We start from the raw sequence: 14,295 nt of genomic DNA, 5'->3' as shown, positions 1-14,295 counted from the left end.
GGCCCGACCCACAATTCGAACTTAAGCAGTCAGACCTTCAGGCTCTGGCAGACCGTTGGACCGGCAACAGGCGGTCAGAGTGTTGGCCAGTAGGCACGCGATGGTCATCGGACCCACGCCACCCGGAACCGGGGTGATTGCGCCCGCACGTTCAGCCGCGCTTGCGTAATCCACATCGCCAACCAGCTTGTTCTTGCCGTCGCGCTCGATACGGTTGATGCCCACGTCGATAACCGTGGCGCCTTCCTTGATCCAATCGCCCGGCACCATCTCGGGACGGCCGACAGCGGCCACAACAATGTCCGCGCGACGTACAACGTCCGGCAGGTCTTTGGTGCGCGAATGCGCGATGGTCACGGTGCAGCTGTCGCCCAGCAGCAACTGCGCCATCGGTTTACCCACGATGTTCGAACGGCCAATCACCACGGCATCCATACCCGACAACGAGCCATGATAATCGCGCAGCATCATAAGGCATCCCAGCGGCGTGCAGGGGACCATCGATTTCTGACCGGTACCCAGCAGACCCACATTCGAGATGTGGAAGCCGTCCACATCCTTGGCCGGGTCGATCGAGTTGATCACCAGATCTTCGTTCAGGTGCTTGGGCAGCGGCAGCTGAACCAGAATACCGTGTACGGCAGGATCGTTGTTCAGTTTGTCGATCAGGGCCAGAAGATCTTCTTCCGATGTTTCGGCATCCAACTTGTGTTCGTACGAGTTCATGCCAACTTCGACGGTCTGCTTGCCCTTTGAGCGGACATAGACCTGACTGGCCGGGTCTTCACCGACCAGAACCACCGCCAAGCCGGGGGTGATGCCGTTTTCTTCTTTCAGCTTAGCAACCTGATCAGCCACTTGCGCGCGCACTTTGGCCGCAAATGCCTTACCGTCGATAACCTGCGCTACCATCCTTTGATCCCTTCTTTCAAAAACGGATCGGGCGCAAAATGCGCCCGCTCAGTCAGTCAGAGCCGAGCACACGCTCTTCGCGGGCAATCGACCAGTCTATCAAAATACGCCAGAGTTCTTCGGCAAGATCAGGGTCCATACCCAGTTCATCGGAACTCTTGCGCACGCGCTGTACCACTTCTTCGACACGGTCCGGGATTCGGGCGGGCAGCCCCTCGCCGGGTTTCAACTGAGACGCTCGGTCGATGTAACTGGCGCGTTTCACCAGCATGTCGATTAGTTGGCGGTCCAGCCGGTCGATCTGAACGCGCAATTCCTGCATCGTGTTACAGTCTTGCGGCGGTGTCAGAGTGGGCATCGCGGTCTCCTCATGGCCCGGGGAAGTCCCCGGACCACGAGATGGTTCAAAATGCGGCTTAGAACAAGCCCTCGATCTCACCTGCGTCGTTAAGGCAGATGGTTTCAGCAGCCGGTTTGCGGGGCAGACCGGGCATTGTCATGATCTCACCGCAGACAACGACGATGAAGCCAGCACCTGCGCTCAGGCGAACCTCACGTACCGGAACCGAGTGACCGGTCGGCGCGCCGCGCAGTGTCGGATCGGTCGAGAACGAGTACTGGGTTTTCGCCATGCAGACCGGCAGGTTACCGTAACCGGCTTCTTCCCACTCGCGCAGCTGGTTGCGGATCTTGTTGTCGGCCAGAACCTCGTCCGCGCGGTAGATGCGTTTGGCGATGGTTTCGATCTTCTCGAACAGCGGCATGTCGTCGGGGTAGATCGGCGCGAAGTTCGCGGAACCACCTTCAACGATTTCAACAACTTTCTCGGCCAGTGGAGCAGACCCTTCCGAACCCAGTTCCCAGTGACGCGACAGAACCGCCTCGACCCCGTGCTCGCCGCAATAGTCTTTCACGGCCTGAACTTCGGCGTCGGTGTCGGTGACGAAGTGGTTGATGGCAACGACGACCGGCACACCAAACGACTTCACGTTCTCGATGTGACGGCCCAGGTTAGCACAGCCCGACTGAACGGCTTCGACATTCTCGGCACCCAGATCAGCCTTGGCAACGCCACCGTTCATTTTCATCGCGCGTACAGTCGCAACCAATACAACTGCCGACGGAGCGATTCCCGCCTTGCGACATTTGATGTTCATGAACTTTTCGGCACCCAGGTCGGCACCAAAGCCCGCTTCGGTCACAACATAGTCAGCGACTTTCAGAGCGGTCTTGGTCGCGATGACCGAGTTACAGCCATGCGCGATATTCGCGAACGGGCCACCGTGAACAAAGGCCGGGTTGTTTTCCAGCGTCTGCACCAGGTTCGGCTGCATCGCGTCCTTCAGCAGAACGGTCATTGCACCTTCCGCCTTGATGTCGCGGCAGTAGACCGGTGTCTTGTCACGGCGGTAAGCAACGATGATATCACCCAGACGCTTTTCCAGGTCTTTCAGGTCGTTGGCCAGGCACAGGATCGCCATGACCTCGGACGCCACGGTGATGTCGAAACCAGCCTCACGCGGATAGCCGTTCGACACGCCGCCCAAGCTGGCGGTGATCTGACGCAGCGCACGGTCGTTCATGTCGACCACACGACGCCATGCGACACGGCGGGTGTCAATCTCACACTCGTTGCCCCAATAGATATGGTTGTCGATCATCGCCGACAGCAGCGAGTGGGCCGAGGTGATGGCGTGGAAATCGCCGGTGAAGTGGAGGTTCATTTCCTCCATCGGAACAACCTGCGCGTAACCGCCACCTGCAGCGCCACCCTTCATGCCGAAGTTCGGGCCAAGCGAGGCTTCGCGGATACAAATCATGGCGTTCTTGCCAATGCGGTTCAGGCCGTCACCCAGACCAACAGTCGTGGTGGTTTTGCCTTCACCTGCAGGGGTCGGGTTGATCGCAGTCACCAGAATCAGTTTGCCGTCTTCGCGGCCCTGAACCGAGTTGATGAAGTCCTGGCTGACCTTGGCTTTATCGTGGCCGTAGGGCAGCAGATCCGCAGAGTCGATGCCAATTTTGGCACCGATTTCCTGAATCGGCTTTTTGTTCGCTTCACGTGCGATTTCGATATCGGATTTGTAGCTCATTGGCCGGGGTCCTTAATTGAATACCGTGCAAAGCCGACGCAAAACGTCGGCGCTGCGCATTCCATACCCTTGTGTACAATCTCAATAGCCATGGATTCCGACATTCTGGTGTCGCGAAGCGTCGTAAGGTCATTTCGTGGGTTTCTAATCGGAAACCTGAACCGTTTATGGCGCCCAGTTGGGTTGATCCGGAACAAACAAAGCCAAACGATCGCCAAGCTCAATCCGCCCCGGGCGCTCGACCCATCCTGTTATGCCGCGCCGCCCCGCCGCAGCAGGTTTGAACGCGGCGCCATGCCCGGGTTGATCCGCCTCGATCTCGCGCCCCGGTAAAACGCAGGGGGCGTTCTCCATGTCCACAGTTATCGTCAAACCACCCCCCGCCTGTAGCCGAGAGGACGGGGGAACGTGCGAGAAATCGGGGATACCCTTCAGCACGATCGATGCACCAAGGTAAGCCGGATCAAGCGCATCGAGACCCATCTCAAGTGCAATCTGTTCAAGCTCTTCCACAGAAAGCACCGACAATTGACGGACGTTACGGATTTCGGTGCCTTGAGAATAGAGATTCTTGACCCGCACACAGGATGCACGGTTGAGACCCGCGTGCCGTTCACCCGCTACGCCATCGAAGCCCAGGTCCAGTGCTTGGACCAGTTCGGCGCGCAGCGATTGCCCAGCAGGGACATAGCCGAGCCAAACCACTTCGGCTGCGTATTCAGTTTCCCGCAAGAACGGCATTTGGGTTTCCCTCTTCGTTGGTGCTTGCGACCGCATATTGCCCGGCAACGACCTGAAGAAAAGAAAAAAGACCCGAGCCTTGGCCCGGGTCTTTGGCGTTTATGTGGTGGGTTCAGGCTCCATCCCACCCTCAGGTGGCGACTTCTTTGCCTTCGTCTTGGGAATGGCCGTAACGCTGGGGGCATTGCCTTCGTCCGGCTTGTCACCTTCGTCATCGCCTTCGGTCGGCGATTCACCATTCATGACGCGCTTGATCTCGTCGCCGGTCAGGGTTTCGTATTCCAGCAGACCTTGTGCCAAACGCTCCCATTCTTCGTTCTTGTCTGTCAGGATCTTGTGAGCGCGCTCATAGCCTTGCTGGATCAGGCGCTTCACCTCTTCCTCAATCAGCTCTTTGGTATGGGCGGACACCGAGAAACCTGCTGTATTGCCCTGATACCCTTCATGGGCTTCGGCATAATCGATGTTGCCCACCTTGTCCGACATGCCCCAGCGCATCACCATGGCCCGTGCCAACTGGCTGGCCTGCATGATGTCACCGGCAGGGCCGTTCGAAACATGATCTTCACCGTATTTAATAACCTCAGCAGCCTTACCGGCCATGGTCATCGCCAGCTTCTGCTCGCACTCATCGCGGTGATAGTTCAGGCGGTCCATTTCCGGCAGAGAGACAACCATACCCAGCGCACCACCGCGCGGAATGATCGTTGCCTTATAGACCGGATCGCACAGCGGCAGTTCCAGACCAACAACAGCATGACCGGCCTCGTGATAGGCGGTCTTTTCCTTCTGGTCCTGGGTCAGCACCATCGAGCGGCGCTCGGCCCCCATCATCACTTTGTCTTTGGCGTTCTCAAAGTCTTCCATTGTGACAAAGCGACGACCCACACGTGCTGCCATAAGCGCAGCCTCGTTCACAAGGTTCGCCAGATCGGCACCAGAAAAGCCCGGCGTGCCTCGCGCAATGATGCGCAGATCGACATCGGGGCCCAGAGGTGTTTTGCGCGCGTGCACGCCCAAAATCTTCTCGCGGCCTTTGATGTCGGGGTTCCCGACGGTCACGTTGCGGTCAAACCGGCCCGGGCGCAGCAGCGCGGGGTCCAGAACATCTTTACGGTTGGTCGCCGCCAGGATGATCACACCTTCGTTTGCCTCAAACCCGTCCATTTCAACCAGCAACTGGTTGAGGGTCTGTTCGCGTTCGTCGTTACCGCCGCCGTAACCGGCACCACGGTGGCGGCCCACAGCGTCGATCTCGTCGATGAACACAATACAAGGCGCGTTCTTCTTGGCCTGTTCGAACATGTCGCGCACGCGGGATGCACCGACACCCACGAACATCTCAACAAAGTCCGAACCGGAAATGGTGAAGAACGGCACACCCGCCTCACCTGCAATCGCGCGGGCCAGCAATGTTTTACCGGTACCCGGAGGGCCAACCAGCAGCGCGCCTTTTGGAATCTTGCCGCCGAGGCGGCTGAACTTCTGCGGGTTACGCAGGAATTCCACGATCTCTTCCAGCTCTTCCTTGGCTTCGTCGATGCCAGCCACGTCGTCAAAGGTCACACGGCCATGCTTTTCGGTCAGCATCTTGGCCTTGGACTTGCCAAAGCCCATCGCACCGCCTTTGCCGCCGCCCTGCATCCGGTTCATGAAGTAAACCCAAACGCCGATCAGCAGTAGGAAGGGCAGCAGCGTGATCAGGAACGACTGGAACCCAGACTGCTGTTGTTTGACCGCTTGAACCGGAATGTTCTCATCGATCAGCAGTTTTGTGACCTCGGCATCGCCGGGCTTGATGGTGACATAGGTCGCACCGCTTTCGGTGGTATAGCGAATCTGCTCGCCATCCAGCGTCACGTTTTTGACTTCACCGCTTTGGACGGCACCGACAAAGTCGGAATATGTTCTCTCATTGCTCTGAAGCGTTCCGCCCGGTCCACTGAACAGATTGAACAGTGCCAGAATAAGCAGGAACAGAACGACCCAAAACGCGATATTGCGAGCGTTGCCCAAGGAAAATCTCCCAAAAGTTTCGGCAGGTGAGGAACTGCCAAGTTGTCTCTTAAAATAGAGAGGATTGTTCTATGTTCAATGCGATAAAAAAGATGCGTCAAACGCGGGCCAATCCGAGACCGTATCAGCCTGCCATCCATTGGCAAATCCCGCAAGTGGGGCTGCAAGAACCGTTTCACCCGCCCAAACGGCAGGCGTTGCGGTCAAAGCAAGCCTGGGACGCCCTGTGGCGCGCCAATCCGGAACCTGCTGCAACCCTTTTTCGCCCAACGCCCGGATTTCCACGTCTGGGGTATCCGGGCCGGTCAGCACCCATTTGCTATCCCAAACGGTGCCAGATGCGGCAATTTGGCCCTCTACGGCCTTAAATTCCCTGCAAATCCAAACACTCGCGCCTTTCGGCACCAGCAGACACCCGGCAATTGACCCGGCTTGACCGTGAATTACCGCATCCATAGCCTGCTCCAAAGCCGACTGGCGCGGGGGATAGCCCTGCCCGGCAATCCATTGAAGTGATCCCAGCAACACGCGTCTCTGGATTTCTCGCGGCAACGCGGCAAAGCCAGCCTGGTCCACTCTCACATCGCTGTGGTCAACCTGTGCCACATTCCGCGCGGATTCCTGCGCAAACACCCCCAATGCCTTGTGCGCTTGCGCCAAATTTTCCGCCACACGAGATAAAGACAGCGCATCGATTCCCAATGGCGAAAGGCTTTGCAAGGCATCGCGGGCCTTGATCCGGTCAAATCGCATGTCCTGATTCGATGGATCCTCAACCCAACTCGCTCCGATTTCAGTTAGGTAGGCGCGCAGCCTGTCGCGAGTGATCCCCAGCATCGGTCGCAACAACGTTACTCCGCCCCGTTGCCGCACGGGCGACATACCTGACAGACCCGTCACGCCAGAGGATCGACCCAACCGCATCAGCAGTGTTTCGGCCTGATCGTCTGCTGTGTGTCCCAAGGCAATTGCGCCAATGTTACAGGACTGCGCCCAGTTTATCATCAGGCTATACCGCGCTTGCCGCGCTTGATCCTGAAGATTGCCGGTGCCGTCCCAACCGGACCACCTCAAAATGTCATGCTGCACCCCAAGAGCAGTCGCCTCACGGGCAACGGCCTCGGCCTCCTGCGCGGCTTCCGGGCGCAAACCATGATCAACTGTGACGGCGTAAAGAGTGATTGCCTCGGTTTGCGCAATTGCGTGCAACAGATGCATCAAGGCGATGGAATCTCCACCGCCTGAGACTGCGATCCCCAATTTGCTGGGCAAATTGTCCGGCAACCGATCACGAAGATTGGAAATCAGGCTGTCTGGCTGAGTGCTCAAGAACACCCCAGCGCGGTCATCTCTTGCGTGGCGTTCGACAAAGCGGGCGCAGAGGGGAAACGCACCCCGACCTCGTTCAGCGTGATACAGGCCTGATCGGTTTGTCCCAATCGGCCCAATGCCGCGCCCAGCTCATACAGAGCCTCGGGGGCAAAGGCCCCCTCGGAATCACCGGTAAAGCTGGCCAAAAAGGCACGGGCCGCTTCGCGGGTGTCGCCCAGACCTTCAAGGGCGTGGCCTCGTTTAAGGTTCGCTTCAGGGGCCAGAGGGCTGCCGGGATAATTTGCCTCGAACTGCGCGAACATGGTGGCGGCGGTCTGGAAATCTCCATCGGTCAAAGCTTGCGACGCCGTATCGAAATCTGCGCGCTCGCCCACGGCAAGCTCGGTTTGGTCAGTTGCAGGTGTCGTTGCAACGTTCGCCGAGCCTGTTTCTGACACAGTGTCACCGCCCAAAGTCGATGTTTCCTCAAGCGCGGACAGGTCTCCGCCTTCCAGTTCGACCAACCGGAACTCCAGGTCACCAATCCGGTTTGTGCCGTCAGTGACGATATTCTGGACCCGTTGGTTCAATTGCTCTGTCTGGCGCGTCAGACGCTGAAGCTCTGCTTCAATCGCGTCGACACGCTCAAGCACCGAACTGCCGGACAGGTTTGGCGCAGGCGACCCGGTGGTGGAAAACTCGCGCTTCAGGCGCTGTATCTCGACATGCAGCACAGTCAGCTCCTGACGAATATCCGCCAGGGTCTGCTGATCCTGTGCCTTAGCCACACCCGCCGTCGCCATGACGGCTGCCAAAACCCATCCTGCAATACGCATCGTCTTACCCCAAAGTTGACCCGGTCAGCACCGTCACCGCGCGGCGGTTTTTGGAATAGCAGTCCTCGGTGCTGCAAATCTCGATCGGGCGTTCCTTGCCGTAGCTGACTGTTTTAAGACGGTTGCCCGCCACCCCACGGGAAATCAGATACTCGCGCGCAGCGTTAGCCCGGCGCGCACCCAGTGCAAGGTTGTATTCCCGCGTCCCCTGCTCATCCGCGTGCCCTTCGATGGTTGCAACAAAATCAGGGTTGGCCAGCAGCCATTCAGCCTGCCCTTGCAGCACGGTTTGTGCCTGCGGCGTAAGGGTGGACTGATCAACCGCGAAAAGGACACGGTCGCCAACCGTCTGCTGGAAATACGCCGGCGAACGTGGGTCGCTTGGCGAGCCCGGCACGATAGCGCCAGTGCCACCTGCGCCACCGCCCCCCAATGCGGAAGGGTCGTTATTTGAACAGGCGGCAATCACACTCAGTGCGCCCAGCGCCAGAACTTTGCTCAATACGTTCATTTCAAGTGCCTCGTGTTTTGATTATTGCCGCCTGTCTACCACAGGCGCGATTCGTTGTGAACTTTACTGCGATCAATTCTGCAATGGGCCCCATGACGGGTCGCTGCCGCCATCCGGCGTGCGTACCGGGCGCAGGTTGCGGCCCGATATATCCACTGAATATAGCGAGGCCCGCCCGCTGGCCCCCTGCGTTTCGCGGGTAAACATTATGACGCGTCCATTGGGCGACCAGGTGGGGCCTTCGTCCAGGAATGACGCAGTCAGCAACCGCTCTTCCGACCCGTCTGTGCGCATGACGCCAATGTGGAACCGGCCTTTGTTTTGCTTGGTAAAGGCAATCAAATCGCCGCGCGGCGACCAAACCGGGGTGCCATAGCGCCCCGCGCCAAAGCTGATCCGCGTTGCCTCACCCCCGTTTGCGGGCATCACGTAGAGCTGCGGCGTGCCCGACCGGTCGCTTTCAAAAACGATGCGGCTGCCATCCGGTGAATAGCTGGGTGCCGTTTCGATTGCAGGCGTGTTGGTCAGGCGTGTACTTTGACCCGAGGCCAGATCCATCTTCCACAAATCCGTGTTCCCGCCCTGAATCAGCGAATACACGATCGACCGACCATCCGGCGAGAAACGGGGCGAGAAGCTCATGGTGCCGTCCTGGGTCTTGAGTTCCTGCCGTTTCACGCGTCCGACATCCAGAACATAAATGCGCGGGGCGCCGCTTTCATAGCTGGTATACAGCAACCGGTCACCTGTGGGTGAAAAGCGCGGTGCCAGCACGATGGCGGAACTGTCGGTCAGGTACTGCACATTTGCGCCGTCGTAATCCATGATCGCCAACCGTTTGAGGCGTTGATCCTTGGGTCCGCTTTCCGACACAAAAGCCACGCGGCTGTCGAAATACCCTCCTTCGCCCGTGATCCGGCTATAGACCTGATCAGCCACCTTATGCGCCATGCGACGCCAACCATCAGTCGTACCTGCCAGTTGCAGTCCGGTGCCCAGCTCCTGACCCGAGAACACATCCCAGACACGGAACCGAACCGTCAATCTTTTGCCCGAGACATTGACTGCCCCGGTGACCAGTGCATCTGCGTTAATCGCTTTCCAGTCAGCGAACTGAACCGGCGCTTCAAAACTGCTGACCCGGCTGATGAACGCATCCGATGAGATTTCGCGAAACAGGCCTGTCCCGGTCAAATCCGCTGCCACCACACGCGAAATATCCTGCGCGTATTGTGCCGCCGAGGGGCTATCGGGCACGAAATTGGGAACCGCAAACGGCAAAGGCTCGATAATACCCTGGTCCAATTCCAGTCGCAGGGGGCCATTTTGTGCGTAAACCGGCGCAGACATCAGGGTCAGACCGACAAAGAGGCTGGTCAGAAGTTTCATCATTTGATCCGCATCCTCTCGGGATTGAATGTAATCTCAACATCCTGCCACTGAGCGTATTTGTCAGCAGGCAAGTCATATCCTTTGGCGCCACAGCGCAAAATCGCGCGTCGGGCAGCCTGGTAAGCCTGATTGGCGGCACTGGCAGACCCGCCCGAGCTGTCCAGCATCCGAATACTGCCGCCTACAACTGTACCATCACGGTTCAGCGAAAACGCAACAACAACCACCGTGTTCAGTGCGTCTGTAGACAGTGAACCTACGTTCCAGCATCTGGACACAGCCAGTCGCATTGCATCTTTTTCGCCGCTGGTGAGCGGCGGACCTGAAGGCTCGGTGCCAGCACCCAGAGCCTCAGCCAAGGCATCGTTGATCGCAGTTTCGTCTGCCTGTGTTTCAGGTTCCGGGGTCGCCTCGGGCGTTTCAGCAACTTCTGGTTCCGGCGGCGGGCTGGGCCGGTTGGGGCGTGTGCGCGGACGAGGTGAACTGAGAAGGGGTTCCTTGGTCTCTTCCGCCTCGGTTACAATTTCCGGCGCGGCCTCTTCTGGCGCGGTCTGATCTTGCTGTTCCTGCTGCACCTCAGCGCCCTCATCCAAGGACACCGGTGGCGTTTCAAACTCATCCGGCGTTGCCTCGGGCGGCGGCGGCGCAATCGCCTCAGGCGCAACGCGATCAGCATGGTGTGGCTGTGCCTCAGACTCGGGCTGCACGGGCTGTGCAACGGTTTCAACCTCAGGCTCGGCCAATGAAGGTGGCTCTTCCGGCAGCTCGGGCTCTGGCGGGGCTTCAACGATAACGGGCGCAGGTTCAGGGTCAGGTTCAGCAGGAACCACGGGTTCGGGGCGCGGCTGTTCCTCAACCACCGCCTCCGGAGCAGTGGTTTCGGTCTGCTCAGGTTTGGGTGGTTGCTGCAGAGCAGCCGGTACTTCGGAAACGTCAGGCGCGTCGCGCTGCGCAGTCATGGCCGCAAACTGTTCAGCGGTAATCACGGAAACATCCTGCACGGCCATCGGCAACGGCTCGGACCGGAAGGTGCCGCCAAAAAGCGCGACGCCAATCAGGCTGACATGCGCAATCGCCGAAATCTTGGTGCCGGTATCCACCGTGCGACCTCACTCTCCACCTTCATCCAGCGTCGGCCCGCCCGTATCGGTCACAAGGCCAACGTTGGAAAACCCACCCGCATTCAGCGCGCCCATGACCTGCATCACCTGCGCGTAGGGAATTTCACCATCAGCGCGCAGGAACACACGGTCACTGCTCCGCTCTGCCGCAATCGCGCGCAGCTTGCCAATCAACTCTTCGCGCAAGACATCCGTCGTCTGGATTTGTACGCGCCCATCTGCGGTGAGTGTCACGGTCAATGGTTCCTCGTTGTCACCGGGCAAAGCGCTTGCCGCAGTCTTAGGCAGATCGACAGGAACACCCACGGTCAGAAGCGGTGCCGCGACCATGAATATGATCAGCAACACCAGCATGACGTCCACAAACGGAGTCACGTTGATCTCGGCCATGGGCTGAGCGCGCCCGCGACGCCGTCCGCGTCTGCGCCCGTTGCCACCCGAAGATTGCTGAACCGCCGCGCCCATGGTCAGCTGTCCAACTGACGCGACAGAATGGTGGCGAACTCATCGGCAAAAGCCTCATACCCGCCAACGATCCGATCACTATCCGCACTGAGCTTGTTGTAGAAAATAACCGCCGGGATCGCGGCCAACAAACCCAGACCCGTCGCCAACAGCGCTTCGGCAATACCAGGGGCGACAACGGCCAGATTGGTGTTCTGCTGCTCGGCAATTTCGATAAAGGCGTTCATGATGCCCCAGACGGTACCGAACAGGCCAATAAACGGTGCGGTCGAGCCCACCGTGGCCAAAATGGGCAACCCTTTCTGCAAGGTCTCTGCCTCTTTCGCGATGGCAACATCCATCGATCGGTCGATCCGCGCAGTTGCACCGGCGATCAGGCCACCATCATTACGGTGTGACCTTCGCCATTCGATCATACCTGCGGCAAAGATCTTTTCAGAACTGCCGTCCGGTTGCGTTCCGATCTGCTCAAACAGCTCATCCAAAGGGTTGCCCGACCAGAAACTTTCGTCGAACACCTGCGCCTCGCGACGCGCGGCCCGATAGTTGATCAGCTTTTGGATGATAATGCCCCAGGACCAGATCGATGCACCGATCAGCATCAGCATCACCAATTTGACGATAAAGGTCGCGCGGGCATACAGCCCCCACATGGAGAAATCGATCTCCTGCGCCAGCGCCAGCGTTTCAGCTTCCATGAACCTGCTCTTTGTTTTTGCCTGACGGCCGTTTGCTTGGCCTTGTTTTGCCAAACGCTAACGCAGTTGGGGTTGAAAAGCCAACAGAACCACCCTTGGTCCGCAAATTGTTACATCAATGCGCGAATCTCTGCCGGAAGGCGGATCGGTTTGCCATCCTTGTTGATGCACACGGCCGTAACCGAGGCGCGAAAAATCTCGGTTTCCCCCCGCCGAACCAACTGCGCCATGGTCAGGCGCACGCCGGAAATCTCAGTCACTTCGGTTTCAACAATCAACTCGTCATCAAACTTGGCAGGCGAAAGGTAATCGGCCTCAACCCGCCGCACGACCCAAACAATGCCTTCCTCGCGCATTGCGTTCTGATCATTGCCCAGATTGCGCACCCAATCTGATCGGGCACGCTCAATGTACCGCAGATAATTCGCGTGATAGACGACACCACCCATGTCGGTGTCTTCATAGTAAACGCGAACCGGGTACACGTGTTTCATTGTGGCAGCTCCAGCCGGGCAAACAGCCTGAGTGCATGAGACGCATCCTGCGCCGCCCCGGGCAGGACCGGATCATAGGCGGCCCGGATCAATGCGGCAATGTCAGGGCGCAGGATCGTTGCCTCTCCTGCGACAGCCAGCGGTGATTGCGTGCGAAACGCAGTATCGGACCAAAGCAAGACAGTCTGCACCACCTGGCTAAGGGCAAGCGTTTCCGCCGGAACCTTGGACAATTCCTTGTCCATACGCAGGAACACAAACGCCGCTCGGATTGCGCCATCTACTTCGAACCGGAATATACGATACTGATTGGCATCCGCAGCCACCAGGCGTTCCACCAAAGGCCCAAGGTCCGGGATCAGTCGATCAAGATCCGGCACTTCCAGCAGTTCTTGCCAGTCGCGAAAAAAGAAGACCATGCAATTGACACCAAGTTCTGGATCGGTTTCTGCCATTTGATGCCCAGCCAAAGTGACAACGGCCTCAAACGCACCTTTCACCGTGGCCAGCGTCTCGTCTTCAACACCAAACACGATTGGTACAATCGGCCGCCCCCATCGAGCGAACAGAAACTCACCGCTTTCGCGCGTGAACAGCGCTTCGATCTCTTCCGGTGTCACGCCCAGCCCTTCATGTTTTCAAAAATACTCTCGCCGAAGGCTTAGAATCTCTGCGCCCGGGCTTCAACCAAACAGATCGCTCTGCCGCTTAGGTACAGCCATACCCAAATGGGTCCACGCCTTTTGCGCCAACATCCGTCCCCTCGGGGTGCGTTGAATCAATCCCTGCTGCAACAGAAAGGGTTCGATAACTTCTTCCAGCGAGTCGCGGCTTTCAGACAAGGCCGCCGACATCGTCTCGATCCCAACGGGACCGCCACCATAGTTTTCAGCGATCAGCTTCAGATACCGACGGTCCGCGCCATCAAGCCCCAGGTGATCCACACCCAGCCGTGTCAAGGCTCCGTCCGCCAGTTCGCGCGTGATCCGCCCGTCGCCTTCAACGATGGCAAAGTCCACAACCCGCCGCAGCAACCGCCCCGCAATCCGAGGGGTGCCACGAGACCTGCGCGCAATCTCTCGTGCGCCATCATCATCTGCAGGCGCGCCCAGCTTCCGCGCGTTGCGCGTGACGATCTCATGCAATTCATCGACCGTATAAAATTGCAATCGGGTCGGGATACCGAACCTGTCGCGCAGTGGAGTCGTCAGCAAACCCATTCGCGTCGTGGCCCCCACCAGCGTGAACGGCTGCAACTCGATCCGCACGGTTCTCGCCGCAGGTCCTTCGCCGATCACCAGATCCAACTCAAAATCTTCCATCGCTGGGTACAGCACCTCTTCCACCGCCGGGTTCAAACGGTGGATTTCATCGATGAACAGCACATCGCGTGCTTCCAGATTGGTCAGGATCGCCGCCAGATCACCCGCCTTGGCCAGAACCGGGCCAGAGGTCATGCGAAAATTCACCCCCAGCTCACGCGCCATGATCTGCGCGAGAGTCGTTTTCCCCAATCCCGGCGGGCCATGGAACAAGGTATGGTCCATCGCCTCGCCCCGTTGCTTGGCAGACTGGATAAAGATGCGCAGGTTAGCCCGCGCCTCGGCCTGACCGATGAACTCGTTCAGACCCTGTGGGCGCAAGGCGCGGTCGTTGTCCTCGGGCAGAGGATCCGGGCGCAGGGTGGGATCAGCATCTACCATTC

Annotated in this window: 15 protein-coding genes; all 15 read right to left on the bottom strand. The window is 58.6% G+C overall.

Annotation, left to right across the window (positions count from 1 at the left end; translation table 11 throughout):
* Positions 1 to 21 precede the first annotated feature (21 nt).
* Complete coding sequence (gene folD / locus ACXADZ_RS04700; protein WP_171669281.1) at positions 22 to 912, bottom strand: bifunctional methylenetetrahydrofolate dehydrogenase/methenyltetrahydrofolate cyclohydrolase FolD; 891 nt, start codon at positions 910 to 912, stop codon at positions 22 to 24.
* Positions 913 to 964: 52 nt separating this feature from the next.
* Positions 965 to 1,270, bottom strand: a complete 306-nt coding sequence (locus ACXADZ_RS04695) for a chorismate mutase (RefSeq protein WP_475193056.1) — start codon at positions 1,268 to 1,270, stop codon at positions 965 to 967.
* Positions 1,271 to 1,328: 58 nt separating this feature from the next.
* Positions 1,329 to 3,005 carry a formate--tetrahydrofolate ligase gene (locus tag ACXADZ_RS04690; protein ID WP_475193054.1) on the bottom strand — a complete coding sequence of 559 codons (1,677 nt, stop codon included), beginning with the start codon at positions 3,003 to 3,005 and terminating at the stop codon, positions 1,329 to 1,331.
* A gap of 165 nt (positions 3,006 to 3,170) precedes the next feature.
* Positions 3,171 to 3,746, bottom strand: coding sequence for an MOSC domain-containing protein (locus tag ACXADZ_RS04685; RefSeq protein ID WP_475193052.1), 576 nt, complete (start codon positions 3,744 to 3,746; stop codon positions 3,171 to 3,173).
* Between the two features lie 99 nt (positions 3,747 to 3,845).
* Entirely contained in the window at positions 3,846 to 5,762 is a 1,917-nt protein-coding gene (gene ftsH, locus ACXADZ_RS04680; RefSeq protein ID WP_171094198.1) for an ATP-dependent zinc metalloprotease FtsH, read from the bottom strand.
* Positions 5,763 to 5,837: 75 nt separating this feature from the next.
* Positions 5,838 to 7,097, bottom strand: a complete 1,260-nt coding sequence (gene tilS, locus ACXADZ_RS04675; RefSeq protein ID WP_475193048.1) for a tRNA lysidine(34) synthetase TilS — start codon at positions 7,095 to 7,097, stop codon at positions 5,838 to 5,840.
* On the bottom strand, positions 7,088 to 7,909 hold the full coding sequence (ybgF, locus tag ACXADZ_RS04670) for a tol-pal system protein YbgF (protein WP_171669285.1): 822 nt from the start codon (positions 7,907 to 7,909) through the stop codon (positions 7,088 to 7,090). Before ybgF ends, tilS begins: the two co-directional genes overlap by 10 nt.
* A gap of 4 nt (positions 7,910 to 7,913) precedes the next feature.
* A complete protein-coding gene (gene pal, locus ACXADZ_RS04665) occupies positions 7,914 to 8,420 on the bottom strand; it encodes a peptidoglycan-associated lipoprotein Pal (RefSeq protein ID WP_171094203.1) in 507 nt (168 codons plus the stop codon).
* A 72-nt stretch (positions 8,421 to 8,492) separates the two neighbouring features.
* The gene (gene tolB / locus ACXADZ_RS04660) at positions 8,493 to 9,812 is read right to left on the bottom strand and encodes a Tol-Pal system beta propeller repeat protein TolB (RefSeq protein WP_171094205.1); all 1,320 of its coding nucleotides are present in this window, start codon (positions 9,810 to 9,812) and stop codon (positions 8,493 to 8,495) included.
* The gene (locus tag ACXADZ_RS04655; RefSeq protein WP_475193044.1) at positions 9,809 to 10,912 is read right to left on the bottom strand and encodes an energy transducer TonB; all 1,104 of its coding nucleotides are present in this window, start codon (positions 10,910 to 10,912) and stop codon (positions 9,809 to 9,811) included. Before ACXADZ_RS04655 ends, tolB begins: the two co-directional genes overlap by 4 nt.
* 9 nt (positions 10,913 to 10,921) lie before the next feature.
* Positions 10,922 to 11,398: a protein TolR gene (tolR, locus tag ACXADZ_RS04650; RefSeq protein WP_475193042.1), complete on the bottom strand. Its 477-nt coding sequence runs from the start codon at positions 11,396 to 11,398 to the stop codon at positions 10,922 to 10,924.
* A 2-nt stretch (positions 11,399 to 11,400) separates the two neighbouring features.
* Positions 11,401 to 12,096 (bottom strand): protein TolQ, encoded by a 696-nt coding sequence (tolQ, locus tag ACXADZ_RS04645; RefSeq protein ID WP_171186917.1) that lies wholly within the window; start codon positions 12,094 to 12,096, stop codon positions 11,401 to 11,403.
* A gap of 110 nt (positions 12,097 to 12,206) precedes the next feature.
* The gene (gene ybgC, locus ACXADZ_RS04640; protein ID WP_171094210.1) at positions 12,207 to 12,590 is read right to left on the bottom strand and encodes a tol-pal system-associated acyl-CoA thioesterase; all 384 of its coding nucleotides are present in this window, start codon (positions 12,588 to 12,590) and stop codon (positions 12,207 to 12,209) included.
* Positions 12,587 to 13,210, bottom strand: coding sequence for a hypothetical protein (locus tag ACXADZ_RS04635; protein WP_475193041.1), 624 nt, complete (start codon positions 13,208 to 13,210; stop codon positions 12,587 to 12,589). The genes ybgC and ACXADZ_RS04635 overlap by 4 nt, the downstream gene beginning before the upstream one ends.
* 63 nt (positions 13,211 to 13,273) lie before the next feature.
* On the bottom strand, positions 13,274 to 14,293 hold the full coding sequence (ruvB, locus tag ACXADZ_RS04630) for a Holliday junction branch migration DNA helicase RuvB (protein ID WP_475193039.1): 1,020 nt from the start codon (positions 14,291 to 14,293) through the stop codon (positions 13,274 to 13,276).
* Positions 14,294 to 14,295 lie beyond the last annotated feature (2 nt).

Source organism: Ruegeria sp. ABM4_193 (genome assembly GCF_056158705.1).
The sequence above is the reverse complement of the archived record's forward strand: the minus strand, read 5'-3'. Positions and strand labels throughout refer to the sequence as shown.

What these genes read in the sequence shown, in the direction of transcription:
- tolQ (WP_171186917.1), bottom strand. Translation starts at nt 12,096, where the DNA reads ATGGAAGCTGAAACGCTGGCGCTGGCGCAGGAGATCGATTTCTCCATG.
- folD (WP_171669281.1), bottom strand. Translation starts at nt 912, where the DNA reads ATGGTAGCGCAGGTTATCGACGGTAAGGCATTTGCGGCCAAAGTGCGC.
- ACXADZ_RS04690 (WP_475193054.1), bottom strand. Translation starts at nt 3,005, where the DNA reads ATGAGCTACAAATCCGATATCGAAATCGCACGTGAAGCGAACAAAAAG.
- ruvB (WP_475193039.1), bottom strand. Translation starts at nt 14,293, where the DNA reads ATGGTAGATGCTGATCCCACCCTGCGCCCGGATCCTCTGCCCGAGGAC.
- ACXADZ_RS04695 (WP_475193056.1), bottom strand. Translation starts at nt 1,270, where the DNA reads ATGCCCACTCTGACACCGCCGCAAGACTGTAACACGATGCAGGAATTG.
- tolR (WP_475193042.1), bottom strand. Translation starts at nt 11,398, where the DNA reads ATGGGCGCGGCGGTTCAGCAATCTTCGGGTGGCAACGGGCGCAGACGC.
- ACXADZ_RS04685 (WP_475193052.1), bottom strand. Translation starts at nt 3,746, where the DNA reads ATGCCGTTCTTGCGGGAAACTGAATACGCAGCCGAAGTGGTTTGGCTC.
- ybgF (WP_171669285.1), bottom strand. Translation starts at nt 7,909, where the DNA reads ATGCGTATTGCAGGATGGGTTTTGGCAGCCGTCATGGCGACGGCGGGT.
- tolB (WP_171094205.1), bottom strand. Translation starts at nt 9,812, where the DNA reads ATGATGAAACTTCTGACCAGCCTCTTTGTCGGTCTGACCCTGATGTCT.
- ybgC (WP_171094210.1), bottom strand. Translation starts at nt 12,590, where the DNA reads ATGAAACACGTGTACCCGGTTCGCGTTTACTATGAAGACACCGACATG.
- pal (WP_171094203.1), bottom strand. Translation starts at nt 8,420, where the DNA reads ATGAACGTATTGAGCAAAGTTCTGGCGCTGGGCGCACTGAGTGTGATT.